Origin of the sequence: Burkholderia sp. AU17457 (genome assembly GCF_002223255.1) — a bacterium.
Lineage (GTDB): Bacteria > Pseudomonadota > Gammaproteobacteria > Burkholderiales > Burkholderiaceae > Burkholderia > Burkholderia sola.
Genome location: NZ_NKFB01000008.1, coordinates 661,693 through 678,556, shown reverse-complemented (window position 1 = coordinate 678,556; position 16,864 = coordinate 661,693). Strand labels below are relative to the sequence as shown.

The window sequence follows — 16,864 nt, the reverse complement described above, 5'->3', positions numbered from 1 at the left end:
CATCAGAACGACAGCGCGGCACGCAGCGCGATCTGGTACCCCTGCGCGCGGTTTTGCGCGCCGAATTCCTTGTACGCATGCAGCCAGAGCGCGGGCTTGCCCGGCTCGACGTAGCTGATCGCCGGGCCCAGCGCGTTGACGCGGGCGCGATTGCCGTCGACGTTCGGGCCGTGGTCGTTGCTCAACTGCCGCTCGATGTAGCCGCCCAGGCCTGCCGTGAACGGGCCGATGTGCTGGCCGAGCGCGAATTCCTGACGGAACCCGGTGCCGCTGCGATAGTTCGTCGCGTGGTTGGTCGTGTTCTGATCGATCTCGATGCTGGTCGAGATTTCGAATCCGCTGTCGGTGATGTACGTCGCGCCGATGATCGGCGAGAAGGTCCAATGGTTGACGCCGGGATTGAAGAGCCGCGTGGCGCGATACGCGCCGGTCGGCGCCTGCACCTGCAGTGCGACGTTGACGAACAGGTTCGGCGAGGTCCATGCGAGGATCAGCGGCTGGAAGTCCGCATCGCCGATGTTGGTCGGATCGGCCGACATCGCGAGCGTGCCCGCCGGCGTCGGCACGTTCACGTGCCCGTTCAGGTTCAGGAATGGCACGACCGCGCCGAAGCCGACGTTCGCGCCGAACAGCTTCGCGTTCGTCATCCGGATGTACGCAAGGCTCCAGGACGCAACCGTCAGCGAGAAGTCGGCGTTGCCGCCGTTGCGGATCGTGCGGGTCGAGTAGTACGCGAAGCGTGTGGCGAGCGTGCCGTTCGGCGTGGGCGGCGGCGTGATGCCCGCGCCGAAATCGAATACACCGAACGGCGTGATCGGGCCGTCGTTTTCGAGCGCGTGGGCGTGCTGGCAGGCGAGCGTGGCCGCCAACGTGCCGATCGCGACGGCGGTGGTGCGTGTGCGGCAGCGCCGCACGCCGTGCGGACGTCTGAGGATTTCCATCGTGCCGTTCCCCGTACAGTTGAAATGTGTACGGAGTCTAGGAACGTCAAAATCCGGGGCGTTATCCGCTTTTGGTAATTATCGCGGCGGGCGTTTGAGCGTGTCGGACGGCAGTTCGCCAAACAGTTCCCGGTAGTGCGACGCGAACCGGCTCAGGTGCCAGAAGCCCCAGCGGCACGCGACGTCGCTGACCGACGCGCTGGCAGGGGAATGTTCCCGCAGTTCGCGGCGCACCGCGTTCAGCCGCAGTACGCGCAGGTACCACGCGGGGTGCGTGCCGAGGATTTCCTCGAAGCAATACTGCAATTTGCGCCGGCTCGCGCCGACTTCGCGACACACGTCGAGCACCGTCAACGCAACACCGGGCCGCGCCGCGACGAGTTCGCGCACGCGATCGACGACGCGGTGCCGCGCGGACGGATCGAGCCGGAGAGGGCGGCCGGCTGCCTCCGTTGCGTGCACGAGTTCGACCAGGATGGCGTCGCGCAGCGACTTGCGCGTGTGCGGCCGGGCGAGCGGGCGCTCGGGCGTATCGGCCGCGCCGAAGCCGGCCACCAGCAACGCGGTCAGCGCGTGATGGCGCGCGGCAGGCACGCGCAGGATTCGGGTTTCGCTCGACGATACAGCGTCGCCGTCTTCGTCCCGATCGCGGAGCCACGCCAGTCGGTGCAGCGTGTCGCTGGGCACGGTCAACAGTACGACGTCCTGATGGTCGGGCGTGCGCAGTTCCGGCAGCGAGGTGCCGCTAGAGACCAGCAAGGCCTTGTCGCGCAGCGGCGCGCCGCCGCAGAAGCCGGCGCCGGCGGTTTCCAGCGGGATGCTGAACGACGTCCTGCCTGCGCATTGGTCGCCGCGCTTGAGCAGCGCGCGGTTCACGCGTTCGCGCAGCAATTGCATGCCGTCGAAGCGGATTTCGTGCAGCGTTCCGTGGAAGGGCCCGGGCGACAGCTGATCGAGGCGGATCGACCAGCCGTGCGTGCATTCCGCGTGGGTATCGACATCCTGGCTCGCGAAGCGCCGGATCAACGGCACCGCGTCAGGCGCGGTGTCGGCGAAGCATGCGGCGGACGGCAGCGGAGCGGAATGCATGGCGAGTGGGGGCGATGGACGAGGCGTCCGCCGACAATGCGCACACAAATTCCGGTTGGCAATGCGTTTTTACCCGGGGCTGCACGTGCAATTCCGCAGCGGACGACGGGACGACGCGTCGGGCACGCATGATCGGGCATCGCGCCCGCGCCGAGCGCTGCGCCGCACCCGTACCCGCAAGGCCGGGCCAGCGGGCGCGGAACGCGCAACGGGAAATCGAACGCGCCGCGACGCCGGTTCAGTCCAGCCCGCCCTGGCACAGATACTTGATCGACAGATAATCGTCGAGCCCGTAACGCGAGCCTTCGCGACCATAGCCCGATTCCTTCACGCCGCCGAACGGCGCGGCCTCGCTCGCGAGCGCGCCTTCGTTGATCCCGACGATGCCCGTTTCGAGCCGTGCCGACACGCGCGCGATGCGCCGCACGTCCTGCGTGTAGAAATACGCGGCGAGCCCGAACGGCGTGTCGTTCGCGGCATCGACCGCTTCGTCCTCGGACTCGAAGCGAAACAGCGCGGCGACCGGGCCGAAGGTTTCCTCGCAGGTCAGCTGCATGTCGGCGGTGGCATCGGCGAGCACCGTCGGCGCGTAATAGTTCGCGCCGAGTTCGGTCAGGCGCTTGCCGCCCGTCAGCACGCGGGCGCCGCGTTCGACCGCATCGCCGACGTGCCGCGCGATCTTGTCGACCGCGCGCGCGTTGATCATCGGGCCGATCTGCGCGGCCGGGTCGGTCGCCGGCGCGACCTTCAGCGCGGCGACGCGCGCGGCGAGCTTCTCGGCGAACGCGTCGTAGACGCCGGCCTGCACGTACACGCGATTCGGCGACACGCACGTCTGCCCGCCGTTGCGGAACTTGGCCGCCATCAGCCCGTCGACCGCGGCATCGAGCTCGGCGTCGTCGAACACGATGAACGGCGCATTGCCGCCGAGCTCCAGCGACAGCTTCTTCAACGTCGCCGCCGATTCGCGCGCGAGCAGCTTGCCGACGGGCGTCGAGCCGGTGAACGTGATCTTGCGCACGCGGCCGTCGGCGAGCCAGTCGGCCGCGGCTTCGACGCCGCGTTCGCGCGACGCGGTAATCAGGTTCAGCACGCCGGCCGGCACGCCGGCTTCCTGCGCGAGAAACGCGAGCGCGAGCGCGGTCAGCGGCGTGTCCTCCGCCGGCTTCGCGACGACCGTGCAGCCGGCCGCGAGGGCAGGCGCGATCTTGCGCGCGATCATCGCGAGCGGGAAGTTCCACGGCGTGATCGCGGCGACGATGCCGATCGGCTCCTTCACCGCGCTGAGCCGCTTGCCGCGCTGCTGCTGCGGGATCAGGTCGCCGTACGTGCGCGTCGCTTCCTCGGCGAACCACAGCACGTACGACGCACCGTACGCGACTTCGCCGCGCGCTTCGGCAAGCGGCTTGCCCTGTTCGCGCGACATCAGCTTCGCGAGATCGTCGGTGTGCGCGACGATCGCCGCATGCCATGCACGCAGGATCGCGGCGCGTTCGCGCGCGGGCGTCGCGCGCCACGCGGGCAGCGCGCGGGCCGCCGCATCGGTCGCCGCGTGTGCGTCGGCGGCGCTGCTGTCGGGTGCGTGGGCAACGGTCTCGAGCGTGGCCGGATCGGTGACGGCGAAGCGGCGGCCGTCGAGCGCATCGCGCCACGCGCCGTCGATCAGGTTGGCGGTGCGAACGAGTTCGGTTCGGGACAGCGTAAGCGGCATGACAGGTCCTTGAGTGAAGCGGTTCGGCGACAACGACAACGACAACGACGGCGGAGCGGGCGTGCGACGACCCCGCGCGGACAGCGGGCTGCCGCGTGACAGGGTGCCGCGCCGGTGCGTCAGTGACGTTCGCCGAACAGCGATTCGAGCGGGTAGTGCCGTTTGACGAACGGCGACTTGATGATCACGTAACTGAAATACTTCTCGATGCCGATGTTCTGCTCGAGCAGCCCTTCGACGATCGTCTGGTAATGGCTCACGCTGCGCGTGATGAACTTCAGCAGATAGTCGTAGCCGCCGCTTGCAAGGTGGCATTCGACGATCTCGTCGACGTTGCGGATCGCCGCGACGAAGCGGTCGAAATCCTCGCGCCGGTGGTCGGCCAGCGTGACCTCGGTAAACACGACCTGCACGTCGCCGAGTTTCTCGAGCTGGATGTGCGCGCCGTAGCCGCCGATGTAGCCGGCCTTCTCGAGCCGCTTCACGCGGATCAGGCATGGACTGGGCGACAGCCCGACCGCATCGGCCAGCTCGACGTTGGTCATGCGGCCGCGCTTTTGCAACTGGGAGAGGATGCGCAGGTCGATGCGATCCAGCTTGCTGTCCGTCATGTTCACGTGAGAAGGCAAAAATGGAATGTCCGGTTACTTTAGAGTCGAACGATGGCGGCCACAAGCCCGGCTTTCCCTTGGCCGGTCAGGCGGGCTGCGCGTGCGCGGCGTCGAGCGCGCGCTGCACGCCCGCGTCGGCCAGCACGTCGTCGAGCGTCTTGCGCACGCGTTCGAACAGCAGGTCGAACTCGCCCGCGGTGAAGCTCAGCGCCGGCGCGAAGCCGAGCACGCCGTCGCCGAACGCGCGGAACACCACGCCGTTCGCGTACGCGGCGGCCGCGATCTTGTCGGGCACGTTCAGCGCCGGGTCGAAGCGCGTCTTGTGCGCCTTGTCGGCCACCAGTTCGAGCGCGCCGAGCAGGCCGACCGAGCGGGCGTCGCCGACGAGCGGATGCGCGCGCAGCGCGTCGAGCCCCGCGGCGAAGCGCGGCGCCAGCGTCTGGCCGTTCGCGAGCAGTCCGCCTTCGTGATAGAGCTTCAGCACCTCGAGGCCGATCGCCGCGCTCACCGGATGCGCGGAATACGTATGGCCGTGGCCGACCACCGGCGAATCGGCGCGGTCGCCCGCGATCCCTTCGTAGATTTCGTCGGACATCAGCACCGCGCCCATCGGCGCATAGCCGGCGGTCAGGCCCTTCGCGACGGTCATCAGGTCCGGATCGACCTGTTCGGCCTCGCATGCGAACAGCGGGCCCGTGCGGCCGAAGCCGGTGATCACCTCGTCGGCGACGAACAGGATGCCGAGGCGCCGGCACGCGTCACGCATCGCCTTCAGCCAGCCGGCCGGCGGCACGATCACCCCGCCGGAACCCTGCACGGGCTCGCAGAAGAATGCGGCGACGTTGTCCGCGCCGAGTTCGGCGACCTTCGCTTCGAGTGCGGCGACCGACGCGGCGATCAGCGCCTGCGGATCGTCGCCGAGCGGATGGCGGTACGGGTAGGGCGACGGAATATGGTGCTGGTCCGCGCGCGGCAGGTCGAAATGACGGTGGAACGCCGGCAGCGCGGTGAGGCCGGCGCCGACCGACGACGAACCGTGATAGCCGCGTTCCAGCGCGATCATCTGCTTCTTCGACGGGCGGCCGGTCGCGTTGAAATAATGCGTGATGAAACGGATCGCGGAATCGACCGCGTCCGAACCGCCGAGCGTGAAGTACACGCGGTTCAGCGACGGCGGCGCGAGCGCGGCGAGCCGTTCGGCGAGTTCGATCGCCGGCTGCGAGCCGAAATGGAAATAACCGGTCGCGTAGGGCAGCTTCGCCATCTGGTCGGCGGCGGCCTTCACGATGCTGTCGCGGCCGTAGCCGACGTTCACGCACCACAGGCCCGAGAACGCGTCGAGCAGCGTGTGGCCCGCGGCGTCGCGCAGGAATACGCCGTCCGCGGATTCCAGCACGGTGACGCCGCGCGCCTCGTGCGCACGGTAATTGACGACGGGGTGGATCAGATGTTGACGATCGGCTTCGATCAGCGCGGCTTGGTTCATGGGAAGGCGGGACTCTCGTCAGGTGTCAGCGGTGAGTTCATGCTAACGGGCGAGAAATCCGCATGCGTCTTCAATTTGCGGCCCGAAACGTATGCGCGCGGCGTTTGTGCGGGGCGCTTCGGCATTTTCTGCTGCGCGCCCGGCGGGCCGGGCGCGCGTCAGGTCAGTAGCCGCGCGTGCGATCGACGACGCCGATCATCGGCTGGCCCGCGCGATGGCGCGCGAGGTTCGCGAGCACCGCGTCGACCGCGGTGTCCGGCCGCGTCGCGCTGGCGATATGCGGCGTGATGCGAATGCGCGGGTGCGTCCAGAACGGATGGCCGGCCGGCAGCGGTTCGGGATCCGTCACGTCGAGGATCGCGCTGTCGAGGCGGCCGCTCGCGAGCGCCGCGAGCAGCGCGCCTTCATCGAGCTGCGGGCCGCGCCCGACCTGCACGAGCGAGGCGCCGGCCGGCAGCGCGTCGAACACACGTGCGCCGAGCAGCCCGCGCGTGCTGTCGGTGAGCGGCAGCAGGCAGATCAGGATGTCGGTGCGGGCGAGGAACGCGTCGAGCCCCGCATCGCCCGCGTAGCAGTCGACGCCGTCGAGCGTGCGCGGCGTGCGGCTCCAGCCGGCGCACGGGAAACCGAAGCGCCGCAGCGTGTCGAGCACGGCCTGGCCGAGCGTGCCGAGCCCGAGCACGCCGACGCGCCGCGACGCGGCCGCGCGCACGGGATGCTCGCGCCACACCTGGTCGCGCTGCTGCGCCGCATAGTCGAACAGGTCGCGATGGATCGTCAGCACGGCCTGCGTCACGTATTCGACCATCCCTTCGACGATGCCCGGCTCGATCATCCGCACGACGGGGATATGCGAGGGCACGCGCGACAGGTCGAACTGGTCGATGCCGGCGCCGACCGAGAACACGACCTCGAGATTCGGCAGCAGCGCGACCGGATCGTCCGGCGGCTGCCATGCGGCGAGATAGCGGACGGCTTCGGCGTCGCCGAGGTCCGGCCAGATCCGGAACGGCAGATCGGGCGCCTGTTGCGCGAAGCGCGCCGCCCACTGCGCGCCGCGCACCGGGTCGGCCTTGTAGAGAAAGCTCATCGTGCGCTCCGCTCAGCCGAGCGCCTGGTTCACGATCGCGAACGCGCGCAGCGCCGGGTCGCGGGCAGGCGTCGCGCCGCGCGCCATCGCGACGACGGTGTCGACGCGCGGCAACCCGAGACCCTGCAGCCAGTCGGACAGCCCGCTGTCGCCCGGCACGTCGAGCCGCACGAACATGCCTTCGTGCAGCGCGAGCCAGTGGCTGATCAACGCCTGCGCGCGCAGCGCATCCGGTGCGACCACCGGGCCGATCACGTGACCGCGGCCGAACCGGCGGAACAGCGCGAAGCCGAGCAGTTCGCCGTCGCGGTCGAGCGCGATCCCATTCGCGACGTCGAGCAGCGCTTCGATCACCGCACCGCGTTCGTAGCCGGCCGCGCGCGACGCGAGCGCGGCGAGACGCGGCCCGTCGTTGGTGCCGAGCGGGCGCAGGCGCTCGCCGGGCGGCAGCGAGATCAGCGGAGGCTGGAATGCGGCGCCCTGGTGCTGATCGATCGTATCGATCACGTCGAAGCCGAATTTCGCGTACAGCGGCTCGCCCGCCGGCGTCGCATGCAGAAAAATGGTCCGCGCGCCGAGGCTGTCGACCACGCGGGTCATCAGCTCGCGCCCGATGCCGCAGCCCTGGCGCTCGGGCGACACGATCACCATGCCGAGCGACGCGTGCGATTCGCCGAAGCGCCAGCCGAGCGCGGTACCGACGACGCCGGTTTCGTCTTCGGCGACGAAGCCGCCGCCGAGCTGGAACGCGAAGCGCCAGTCGTCGAGCCGGTGCGGCCACTTGACCGCCTCCGACAGTCGATGGGCGGCGGGCAGGTCGGTTTCGGCGAACGGACGATAGATGAGCGTGCGGGAAGGATTGAGGTCGGACACGCCTGACTCCGGATGGGTGGGAATGATCCGTTCACTCTGCCAGCGCGGTGGCGGCACGGATAGGACGATTCGCCTGTTTTCCGGCGGCGGCGGGCGCGCCCGCGAGATCGATGCAAACCGGCTCGATCGGCGCGAACGAACGCGCGGATCGTGCCGGCGCGGCCGGTCAATCCGGCCACGCGTGCTGTGGAATGCCACTACGATCGATGCACGGCGGCACTGCCGCCTGCCGAAGGGCCGCACCGGCAGGCGAGCCCGCCGCGGTAGCGTGGCGCATCGGCTGGCCGCGACGCGCCGCGCCCGATCGCGCCGCAGATCGTGCTGCATGTGGCGGGCAACACGCGGCGATTCTGCGTTTTGAGCGGCGCCGAATGATGCGCGAACGACTTTTTGCCCTGATTCAATTTCGTTAAACCCAGCCCATCCCCGGCCCTGCCGGGGCTTCACACCGACAGGACCTGACCATGATCCAGTTTGAACCGAAGTACATCACCTTCGACTGCTACGGCACGCTGACCCATTTCCGGATGGCCGAGACGGCGCGCGAAATCTATGCGGACCGGTTGTCGCCGGCCACGATGGAGGCCTTCGTGCGCGCGTTCGCCGCCTATCGGCTCGACGAGGTGCTCGGCGCGTGGAAGCCGTACCGCGACGTCGTCGTCAACGCGGTCCGCCGCACCTGCGCGCGGCTCGGCGTGAAGTTCGACGAAGCCGAGGCCGAGCTTTTCTATCATGCGGTGCCGACGTGGGGCCCGCACCCGGACGTGCCGGCCGGGCTGTCGCGGCTGGCGTCGAAGTACAAGCTGGTGATCCTGTCGAACGCGATGGACGAGCAGATCATGAGCAACGTCGACAAGCTCGGCGCGCCGTTCCATGCGGTGTTCACCGCGCAGCAGGCGCAATCGTACAAGCCGCGGATGCAGGGCTTCGAATACATGTTCGACAAGCTCGGCTGCAAGCCGGAGGACGTGCTGCACGTGTCGTCGAGCCTGCGCTACGACCTGATGACGGCCGAGGATCTCGGGATCAAGCACAAGGCGTTCGTGAACCGCGGCCACGAGCCGGGCACGCCGTTCTACAACTATTACGAAGTGTCGGACATCGGTCAGCTCGCGACGCAACTCGGACTGTAAGCCGGCTGCGCTGGCCGATCCATCGAGCGCCGGGGCGCGGCCGTGATGCCGTCGCGTCCCCGGTGCGCGTTCGTTCAGCGCACGAAATGAGGGTAATTACCGATATTGAGTGATTCAAGGTGGGGCCGCCCGGGCCGATATATGTACCGAACGGTTAATATTTCGAGGCCCCCGCATGAAGTTGTCCACCAAACTGCTGATGCTCGTCGCCGCGGCGCTGCTCGGCGTCGTCCTGCTCGCCGCGTTGTCGCTGCACACGCTGCGCGACGCGCTGATCGACAGCCGCCGCGAAGAGATCGTCATTCTGCTGACCAAGGCCGAGCATCTGGTCGATTCGTATCGCGCGATGCAGACGAGCGGCACGCTCACGCAGGAGCAGGCGCAGCAGCAGGCCAAGGCCGCACTGGCCGCGCTCAACGCGAATTCGAAGAGCTACTTCTGGGTCACGACGTCCGACGGCGTCAACCTCGTGCACCCGAACGCGAAGTTCATCGGCACGCGCGCGAAAGGCAACCGCACGACCAGCGGCATGACCGACAGCGAGGCGTACCGCGCGGGGATGGCGCAGGCGCATTTCGCGCTCGTCGACGTGCTGATCAAGCGCAGTCCCGACGCGGACCTGGAGCCGAAGCTGCAGGGCGTGGTCGCGATTCCGGACTGGAACTGGTGGATCGGCACCGGATTTTTCTACGACGACATCAACGCGGCGTTTGCGCGGCTCGCGATGGTGCTCGGCGCCGTCGCGCTCGTCATCGCCGCGGCGCTCGCGGCCATCGCATGGGGCGTGCTGCGCAGCGTCAGGCGCACGCTCGGCGGCGAACCCGCGCATGCGACGCAGATCGCCGCCCGTATCGCCGCCGGCGAACTGGACGTGCAGTTCGATACCGCGCACGCCGCGCCCGGCAGCCTGCTCGTCGCGCTGGGCGACATGAAGGCGCGGCTGACCGACACCATCGCCGAGATCCAGACCACGACCCACTCGATCGCCACCGGCACCGGCGAGATCGCGCAAGGCAACCTGGATCTGTCGCAGCGCACGGAGCAGCAGGCCGCGTCGCTGCAGGAAACGGCGGCGAGCATGGAGCAGATCACGTCCACGGTCAAACAGAACGCCGACAACGCGCGCCAGGCGAATGCGCTCGTGGCCCAGGCCAAGGATGCGACCGAACTCGGCGGCGCCGCCGTGCAGGCAGTCGTCGAAACGATGCGGCAGATTTCGGACGGGTCGGTGCGGATCGCCGACATTACCGTCGTGATCGAAAGCATCGCATTCCAGACCAACATTCTCGCGCTCAACGCCGCGGTGGAAGCCGCGCGGGCCGGCGAGGAGGGGCGCGGGTTCGCCGTCGTCGCATCGGAAGTCCGCTCGCTCGCGCAACGCAGCGCCGCGGCCGCGAAGGACATCAAGGGATTGATCGACGCGTCGGTCGAGCGGGCCGGCAGCGGCAGCCGGCTGGTCGAGACGGCCGGCGAGCGCATGACGGAGATCGTCCGGTCGATCGACCGGGTGGCCGACATCATGGGCGAGATTTCGGCGGCATCGGCCGAGCAAAGCACCGGCATCGAGCAGATCGGGCTGGCGGTCGCGCAAATGGACGAAGTCACCCAGCAGAACGCCGCGCTCGTCGAGCAGGCGGCTGCGGCCGCCTCGTCGCTGGACGAGCAGGCGGCGCGCCTGCGGGCCGCCGTATCGGTATTCCGGCTCGCTGCGTGACGGCTTCGCGCCGCCCGCCCGCGGCTGGCGCATCATCCTGCCTCCCGCGCGCCACGCCGGCGCCCGCCCGGCGTGACGCGCCGACATGCCGGTGACCCACGCGTCGCCACACGAGGGCGCGGCGCCTGACGGCTGCATGGGCCCGGTTGCCGGCCAGTCCCGTCATCTTCCCGTTTTCCCGCGAAGCCGTTCCGATCGAGCGGCATTCCTCTGAACTTTCCTGCGCGACGCACCGTCGCGATCCCCACCGTCGACGCCCGTGCATGCGGCGATCTGCCGCAATGCACCGCTCGTTTCAGCCGTCGTCGGCATGCGGACACGCATTCGACACAAACGTGCGGTTTGCGTGAGTCAAACGCGCGCCGGATGCCGAACGGGCAATTTTGTCGGCGCAATCTGCGGCGGCAGCGGCCTTACGATTTCCTGCATCGACACGGGTTCGGCAGCCGCCGCGACACGCTGTCGGGCCAACGGCGACACGTGCGCGCACGCAGCAATTCATGCTGCGCGGGCGGCTCAAAACGGTCGATTCGTATCGTGCGGGCCGCCCGAATCGCGACAAACCGCATTTTGGCGATGCTTAAATGAATTGCATGTGTACGACGTCGAGCCCGCCACCAGCAAGCGGGCGCGGCGCGATTGAACAACCACGCTGGACCCTTGGACCCACTTCCCACAGTCAGGAGCAGTTCGGATGAGCGACGATATCGACAAAGACGGCAAGGGCGGCTTCACGCGCCGCGACATGATGAAGGTCATGGCGGCGGGCGGCATGATGGCCGCCGGCGCCGGCGGACTGCTGATGACCCCCGACTCGGCGTTCGCCGCACCCGCGCCGAAGCGCGGCGGCAAGATCCGGGTCGCGAACGAATCCGGCTCGACGGCCGATACGCTCGACCCGGCCAAGGGCTCGACGGGCGCGGACTACACGCGCTTCTTCATGTTCTACAGCGGCCTCACGCAGCTCGATGCGAGCCTGACGCCGCAGATGAACCTCGCCGAGTCGCTGCAGACGACCGATGCGAAGACCTGGATCATCAAGCTGCGCAAGGGCGTCACGTTCCACGACGGCAAGCCGGTCGGCCCGGCCGACGTGGTGTATTCGCTGATGCGCCACAAGAACCCGGCCACCGCGTCGAAGGTCAAGACGCTTGCCGAACAGTTCTCGGATGCGAAGGCGACCGGCCCCGACGAAGTCACGCTGACGCTCGCGAGCGCGAACGCCGATCTGCCGGTGATCCTCGCGACGCCGCAGCTCGTGATCGTCAAGGACGGCACGACCGACTTCTCGACCGGTATCGGCTGCGGCCCGTACAAGCTGAAGTCGTTCAAGCCGGGCGTGGCGACCATCGGCGTGCGCAACGACAGCTACTTCAAGCCGGGCCGGCCGTATCTCGACGAGATCGAGCTGATCGGCATCAGCGACAGCGCCGCGCGCCTGAACGCGCTGCTGTCGGGCGACGTGCACCTGATCAACGCGATCGATCCGCGCTCGACGCAGCGGGTCGCGTCGACGCCGGGCTACGCGCTGAAGGAAACCAAGTCGGGCCTCTATACCGACCTGATCATGCGCAGCGACAACCCGATCGTCTCGAATCCCGATTTCGTCGAAGGGATGAAGTACCTGTTCGATCGCGAGCAGATCCGCTCGGCGGTGTTCCGCGGCTACTCGGTGATCGGCAACGACCAGCCGATTCCGCCGGGGCATCGCTACTTCAACGCATCGCTGCCGCAGCGCGCGCACGATCCGGACAAGGCGAAATTCCTGCTCCAGAAAGCGGGGGCGCTCGGCGCGACGCTGCCGCCGATCTATGCGACGTCCGACGCGAACGGATCGATCGAAATGGCCGTGCTGCTGCAGCAGGCCGGCCAGAAGATCGGGCTGAACCTGCAGGTCAACCGCGCGTCGCCCGACGGCTACTGGTCGAATCACTGGATGAAGCACCCGCTCACCTTCGGCAACATCAACCCGCGCTCGAGCGCCGACGTGCTGTTCACGCAGTTCTTCAAGTCGGATGCGCCGTGGAACGAGTCGGGCTGGAAGAACGCGAAATTCGACCAGTTGCTGCTCGCCGCGCGTTCGGAAACCGACGACGCGAAGCGCAAGCAGATGTACGGCGACATGCAGGTGATCGTGTCGCAGCAGGGCCGGGTCGGCATTCCGGCGTTCATCAGCTTCCTCGACGGGTACGACAAGCGGCTCGCGGGCCTCGGTTCGATCCCGACCGGCGGGATGATGGGCTTCATGTTCGCCGAGAACGTGTGGTGGAACGCATGACGTCGTGGCTGGCCGCCGTCGCGCGGCCGGTGCGGGCCTCCGCGCCGGCCACGCGCGGTTTTTTCGGGAGGGTCGCTCCATGAACCGAATTCTCATCGGGCTGATCGGCCGGCGCATCGCGGTCACCGCGCTGACGCTGCTGATCGTGTCCGCGATCATCTTCACGATCACGAACCTGCTGCCGGGCGACGCCGCGCAGGCCGCGCTCGGCCAGTCGGCGACGCCGGAGACGGTCGCCGCGCTGCGCCAGCAGTTCGGTCTCGACATGCCGGCGCACGAGCGGTACGTGCACTGGCTCGCAGGGCTGTTGCACGGCGATTTCGGCCGGTCGTTTTCCGGCGACATGCCGGTGTCGGAGCTGATCGGCGGGCGCTTGCCCAAGTCGCTCGCGCTGGCGGCGATCACGACCGCGGTGTCGGTGCCGATCGCGCTGCTGCTCGGGATCCTCGCGGCGGTCAAGCGCGAGTCGGTGATCGACCGCGTGATCAGCCTCGGCACGCTGTCGCTTGTCGCGACGCCGGAATTCCTGATCGCGACGGTCGCCGTGCTCGTGTTCGCGGTGAAGCTGCACTGGCTGTCCGCGCTGTCGTACAGCGGCCCGATCGAAAGCCTGCACGATTTCCTGCGTGCGTATGCGATGCCGGTGCTGACGCTGTGCGCGGTCGTGATCGCGCAGATGGCGCGCATGACGCGCGCCGCGGTGATCGAGCAACTGAGCGCGTCGTACGTCGAGATGGCCGTGCTCAAGGGCGCGAGCCCCGCGCGCGTCGTGCTGCGCCATGCGTTGCCGAACGCGATCGGTCCGATCGCCAATGCGATCGCGTTGAGCCTGTCGTATCTGCTCGGCGGCGTGATCGTCGTCGAGACGATCTTCAACTATCCGGGCCTCGCGAGCCTGATGGTCGACGCCGTCAGCAATCGCGATTTCCCGCTGGTCCAGGCCTGCACGCTGATCTTCTGCGTCGCTTATCTGACGCTCGTGCTGTTCGCCGACCTGTGCTCGATCGTGTCGAACCCGCGACTGCGCACCTGAGTGTTTCGTTTTCCTTCCGAGATGCCGCCCATGCAACCGATCGAACCCGTACAACGCAGCAGTGCGCTGCCACCATCCGGCGACCCGCCCGTCGGGCGGGGCAGCATGCCGCCCGCCGCGCCCGCCCCCGACCAGCCGCGCAAGCGCCGCGCCGCGCGCATCGCCTTGACGACCGGCGGCCGCGTCGGTCTGTCGATGGCCGGCCTGATGTTGTTCATTGCCGTGTTCGCACCGCTGATCGCGCCGCATGACGTCGGCGCGATCGTCACGCCCGACGTGTTCGCGTCGTTCAGCGCGAAGCTGCCGTTCGGCTCCGACTTCCTCGGCCGCGACATGCTGAGCCGGATCCTGTACGGCACGCGGCTGACCGTGCTGCTCGCGCTGGCCGCGGTGCTGCTCGCCGCGGTGACCGGCACGACGCTCGGGCTGCTCGCGACCGTGTCGGGTCGCGCGGTCGACGAGACGATGAGCCGGCTGCTCGACGCGCTCACGTCGATTCCGTCGAAGATGTTCGCGCTGATGTTCGTCGCCGCGTTCGGCTCGTCGCTGCCGCTGCTGGTCCTGACCGCCGCGGTCAGCTACATGCCCGGCTCGTACCGGATCGCGCGCGCGCTGGCCGTCAACATCAGCACGCTCGAATTCGTGCAGGTGGCCAGGGCGCGCGGCGAAAGCGCGCTGTACATCGCGTGCGTCGAGATGCTGCCGAACATGATCCACCCGATGCTGGCGGACACCGGGCTGCGCTTCACGTTCGTCGTGCTGCTGCTGAGCGGCCTGAGCTTTCTCGGGCTCGGCGTGCAGCCGCCGTATGCGGACCTCGGCTCGCTCGTGCGCGAGAACATCGCGAGCCTCGGCGACGGCTCGGCCGTCGCGATCATGCCCGCGGTCGCGATCGCGATCCTGACGGTGGGCGTCAACCTGATGATCGACGGTCTGCCGCATCGCGGCCGCCGCAAGGGCGCGGAAGGCGCCGCCGGAGGACACTGATGCGACACGAATCGAATCCGCTCGTCGAGGTGCGCGGGCTGCGCGTGGTCGGCGGCCGGCCGGGCGGCGAGGAAACGACGATCGTCCACGGGGTCGACTTCGACATCGGGCGCGGCGAGGTGCTCGCGCTGATCGGCGAATCGGGCTCCGGCAAGACGACGATCGCGTTGTCGCTGATGGGCCATGCGCGTACCGGATGCCGGATCGCCGGCGGCTCGGTGAAGCTCGACGGCACCGACGTGTGCACGCTTTCGGCTTCGGCGCTGACCGCGCTGCGCGGCCGCAAGGTCGCGTATATCGCGCAGAGCGCGGCCGCCGCGTTCAACCCGTCGCGCACGATTCTCGACCAGGTGATCGAGAGCGCGCTGATCCACAAGACGATGACGAAGCGCGACGCGCAGGCGAAGGCGATCGAGCTGTTTCGCGCGCTCGCGCTGCCGGAGCCGGAGACGATCGGCAAGCGCTATCCGCACCAGGTATCGGGCGGCCAGCTGCAGCGGCTGATGGCCGCGATGGCGCTGATCACCGATCCGGAGCTGGTGATCCTCGACGAGCCGACCACCGCGCTCGACGTGACCACGCAGATCGACGTGCTGCAGGCGTTCAAGAGCGTGATCCGGCGCTACGGGATGAGTGCGGTGTACGTGTCGCACGACCTGGCCGTGGTCGCGCAGATGGCCGACCGGATCGTCGTGCTGAGCGACGGCGTGATCCGCGAGGCGGGCGGCACCGAACAGATCCTGCATGCGCCGACGCATCCGTACACGCAGAGCCTGATCGCGGCCGTCACGCCGAACGATGCCGAGCGCGACGCGCCGGCGCAACGACCGGCCGCGCCGGCGCCGCTGCTCGACGTGCGCGGCGCGATCGCCGGCTACGGCGGCCGCGCCGCGAACGGCTGGCCCGCGAAGGTGATCCTGCACGAAGTCGACCTGCGCATCGGGCGCGGGCAGACGGTCGGCGTGATCGGCGAATCGGGCTCCGGCAAGACGACGCTCGCGAAGGTGATCGCGGGCCTCGTGCCGGCGACGGGCGGCGCGATCCTGCTCGACGGCGAGCCGCTCGCGCGCGATATCGGCAAACGGACGAAGGAGCAGCATCGCCGCGTGCAGATCGTGTTCCAGAACGCCGATACCGCGCTCAACCCGGTGCATACCGTCGAGCGCACGCTCGCACGGCCGCTCGCGTTCTATCACGGCATCAGGGGCGCGCGTGCACGCCAGCGCGTCGCGGAGCTGCTCGAGCTCGTTCGGCTGCCGCCGGCGGTGGCCTCGCGGCGTACCGGCGAGCTGTCGGGCGGGCAGAAGCAGCGCGTGAACCTCGCGCGCGCGCTCGCGGCGGAGCCCGACCTGATCCTGTGCGACGAGGTCACGTCGGCGCTCGACACCGTGGTCGGCGCCGCGATCATCGAGCTGCTGCGCGACCTGCAGGCGAAGCTCGGCGTGTCGTACGTGTTCATCACGCACGACATCGCGAAGGTGCGCGCGATCAGCGACGACATCGTCGTGCTGTATGCGGGCCGCCGCGTGGAGACGGGCAGCCGCGATGCGCTGTGCGCGCCGCCTTATCACCCGTATTCGCACTTGCTGGTGTCGTCCGCGCCGGAATTGCGCGCGGGCTGGCTCGACGATGCGGCCGAGCGTTGCCACCGGCCGCTGGTGCCGATCGGCGAGCGCGAGAACGAGGCCGAGCTGTGTCCGTTCCTGTCGCGCTGCGCGATGCGCGTGGACGGCGTGTGCAACCGGACGGCCCCGTCGCTGCGCACGCTCGGGAACGGCGCGCAGGTGCTGTGCCATCGCAGCGAGGAGGATCTCGCGCGCTTCCAGGCGGAGCCGATTCCCGCCGGCGTCGCGCCGGTGCAGCCGTAGTGCGTGGCGCGCGAACCGTTCATCGCGCGGTGCGGTGAACGGCCCGCCGC

General features: G+C 68.7%; 13 protein-coding genes. 6 read left to right on the top strand and 7 right to left on the bottom strand.

Annotation, left to right across the window (positions count from 1 at the left end):
- Positions 1–2 precede the first annotated feature (2 nt).
- From CFB49_RS33060 to CFB49_RS33030, 7 genes are all read right to left on the bottom strand, one after another.
- Positions 3–941: a SphA family protein gene (locus tag CFB49_RS33060; RefSeq protein ID WP_089493471.1), complete on the bottom strand. Its 939-nt coding sequence runs from the start codon at positions 939–941 to the stop codon at positions 3–5.
- Between the two features lie 78 nt (positions 942–1,019).
- Complete coding sequence (locus CFB49_RS33055; protein WP_089493470.1) at positions 1,020–2,030, bottom strand: helix-turn-helix domain-containing protein; 1,011 nt, start codon at positions 2,028–2,030, stop codon at positions 1,020–1,022.
- A gap of 238 nt (positions 2,031–2,268) precedes the next feature.
- Positions 2,269–3,741, bottom strand: a complete 1,473-nt coding sequence (locus CFB49_RS33050) for an NAD-dependent succinate-semialdehyde dehydrogenase (RefSeq protein ID WP_089437862.1) — start codon at positions 3,739–3,741, stop codon at positions 2,269–2,271.
- A 119-nt stretch (positions 3,742–3,860) separates the two neighbouring features.
- Positions 3,861–4,352, bottom strand: coding sequence for an Lrp/AsnC family transcriptional regulator (locus CFB49_RS33045; protein WP_006749694.1), 492 nt, complete (start codon positions 4,350–4,352; stop codon positions 3,861–3,863).
- Positions 4,353–4,437: 85 nt separating this feature from the next.
- Positions 4,438–5,838 (bottom strand): aspartate aminotransferase family protein, encoded by a 1,401-nt coding sequence (locus tag CFB49_RS33040; protein WP_089493469.1) that lies wholly within the window; start codon positions 5,836–5,838, stop codon positions 4,438–4,440.
- Between the two features lie 163 nt (positions 5,839–6,001).
- A complete protein-coding gene (locus CFB49_RS33035; protein ID WP_089493468.1) occupies positions 6,002–6,928 on the bottom strand; it encodes a 2-hydroxyacid dehydrogenase in 927 nt (308 codons plus the stop codon).
- Positions 6,929–6,940: 12 nt separating this feature from the next.
- Positions 6,941–7,801: a GNAT family N-acetyltransferase gene (locus tag CFB49_RS33030; protein ID WP_069620087.1), complete on the bottom strand. Its 861-nt coding sequence runs from the start codon at positions 7,799–7,801 to the stop codon at positions 6,941–6,943.
- A gap of 464 nt (positions 7,802–8,265) precedes the next feature.
- Between CFB49_RS33030 and CFB49_RS33020 the strand changes: the two genes are divergently transcribed.
- The 6 genes from CFB49_RS33020 (at position 8,266) to CFB49_RS32990 (ending at position 16,814) form a co-directional block, all read left to right on the top strand.
- Entirely contained in the window at positions 8,266–8,934 is a 669-nt protein-coding gene (locus CFB49_RS33020; protein ID WP_089493466.1) for a haloacid dehalogenase type II, read from the top strand.
- 175 nt (positions 8,935–9,109) lie between these two features.
- Complete coding sequence (locus CFB49_RS33015) at positions 9,110–10,648, top strand: methyl-accepting chemotaxis protein (protein ID WP_089437858.1); 1,539 nt, start codon at positions 9,110–9,112, stop codon at positions 10,646–10,648.
- Between the two features lie 694 nt (positions 10,649–11,342).
- Positions 11,343–12,926 (top strand): ABC transporter substrate-binding protein, encoded by a 1,584-nt coding sequence (locus CFB49_RS33005; protein WP_089493464.1) that lies wholly within the window; start codon positions 11,343–11,345, stop codon positions 12,924–12,926.
- 79 nt (positions 12,927–13,005) lie between these two features.
- Positions 13,006–13,959, top strand: a complete 954-nt coding sequence (locus tag CFB49_RS33000) for an ABC transporter permease (protein ID WP_069620092.1) — start codon at positions 13,006–13,008, stop codon at positions 13,957–13,959.
- A 30-nt stretch (positions 13,960–13,989) separates the two neighbouring features.
- Complete coding sequence (locus tag CFB49_RS32995; RefSeq protein ID WP_089493463.1) at positions 13,990–14,946, top strand: ABC transporter permease; 957 nt, start codon at positions 13,990–13,992, stop codon at positions 14,944–14,946.
- The gene (locus CFB49_RS32990) at positions 14,946–16,814 is read left to right on the top strand and encodes an ABC transporter ATP-binding protein (protein WP_089437855.1); all 1,869 of its coding nucleotides are present in this window, start codon (positions 14,946–14,948) and stop codon (positions 16,812–16,814) included. Before CFB49_RS32995 ends, CFB49_RS32990 begins: the two co-directional genes overlap by 1 nt.
- The last annotated feature ends 50 nt before the right edge of the window (positions 16,815–16,864 follow it).

Bases quoted from the DNA above. Each gene is read 5' to 3' on its own strand.
- CFB49_RS33060 (WP_089493471.1), bottom strand. From the start codon at position 941: ATGGAAATCCTCAGACGTCCGCACGGCGTGCGGCGCTGCCGCACACGC.
- CFB49_RS33055 (WP_089493470.1), bottom strand. From the start codon at position 2,030: ATGCATTCCGCTCCGCTGCCGTCCGCCGCATGCTTCGCCGACACCGCG.
- CFB49_RS33050 (WP_089437862.1), bottom strand. From the start codon at position 3,741: ATGCCGCTTACGCTGTCCCGAACCGAACTCGTTCGCACCGCCAACCTG.
- CFB49_RS33045 (WP_006749694.1), bottom strand. From the start codon at position 4,352: ATGACGGACAGCAAGCTGGATCGCATCGACCTGCGCATCCTCTCCCAG.
- CFB49_RS33040 (WP_089493469.1), bottom strand. From the start codon at position 5,838: ATGAACCAAGCCGCGCTGATCGAAGCCGATCGTCAACATCTGATCCAC.
- CFB49_RS33035 (WP_089493468.1), bottom strand. From the start codon at position 6,928: ATGAGCTTTCTCTACAAGGCCGACCCGGTGCGCGGCGCGCAGTGGGCG.
- CFB49_RS33020 (WP_089493466.1), top strand. From the start codon at position 8,266: ATGATCCAGTTTGAACCGAAGTACATCACCTTCGACTGCTACGGCACG.
- CFB49_RS33015 (WP_089437858.1), top strand. From the start codon at position 9,110: ATGAAGTTGTCCACCAAACTGCTGATGCTCGTCGCCGCGGCGCTGCTC.
- CFB49_RS33005 (WP_089493464.1), top strand. From the start codon at position 11,343: ATGAGCGACGATATCGACAAAGACGGCAAGGGCGGCTTCACGCGCCGC.
- CFB49_RS33000 (WP_069620092.1), top strand. From the start codon at position 13,006: ATGAACCGAATTCTCATCGGGCTGATCGGCCGGCGCATCGCGGTCACC.
- CFB49_RS32995 (WP_089493463.1), top strand. From the start codon at position 13,990: ATGCAACCGATCGAACCCGTACAACGCAGCAGTGCGCTGCCACCATCC.
- CFB49_RS32990 (WP_089437855.1), top strand. From the start codon at position 14,946: ATGCGACACGAATCGAATCCGCTCGTCGAGGTGCGCGGGCTGCGCGTG.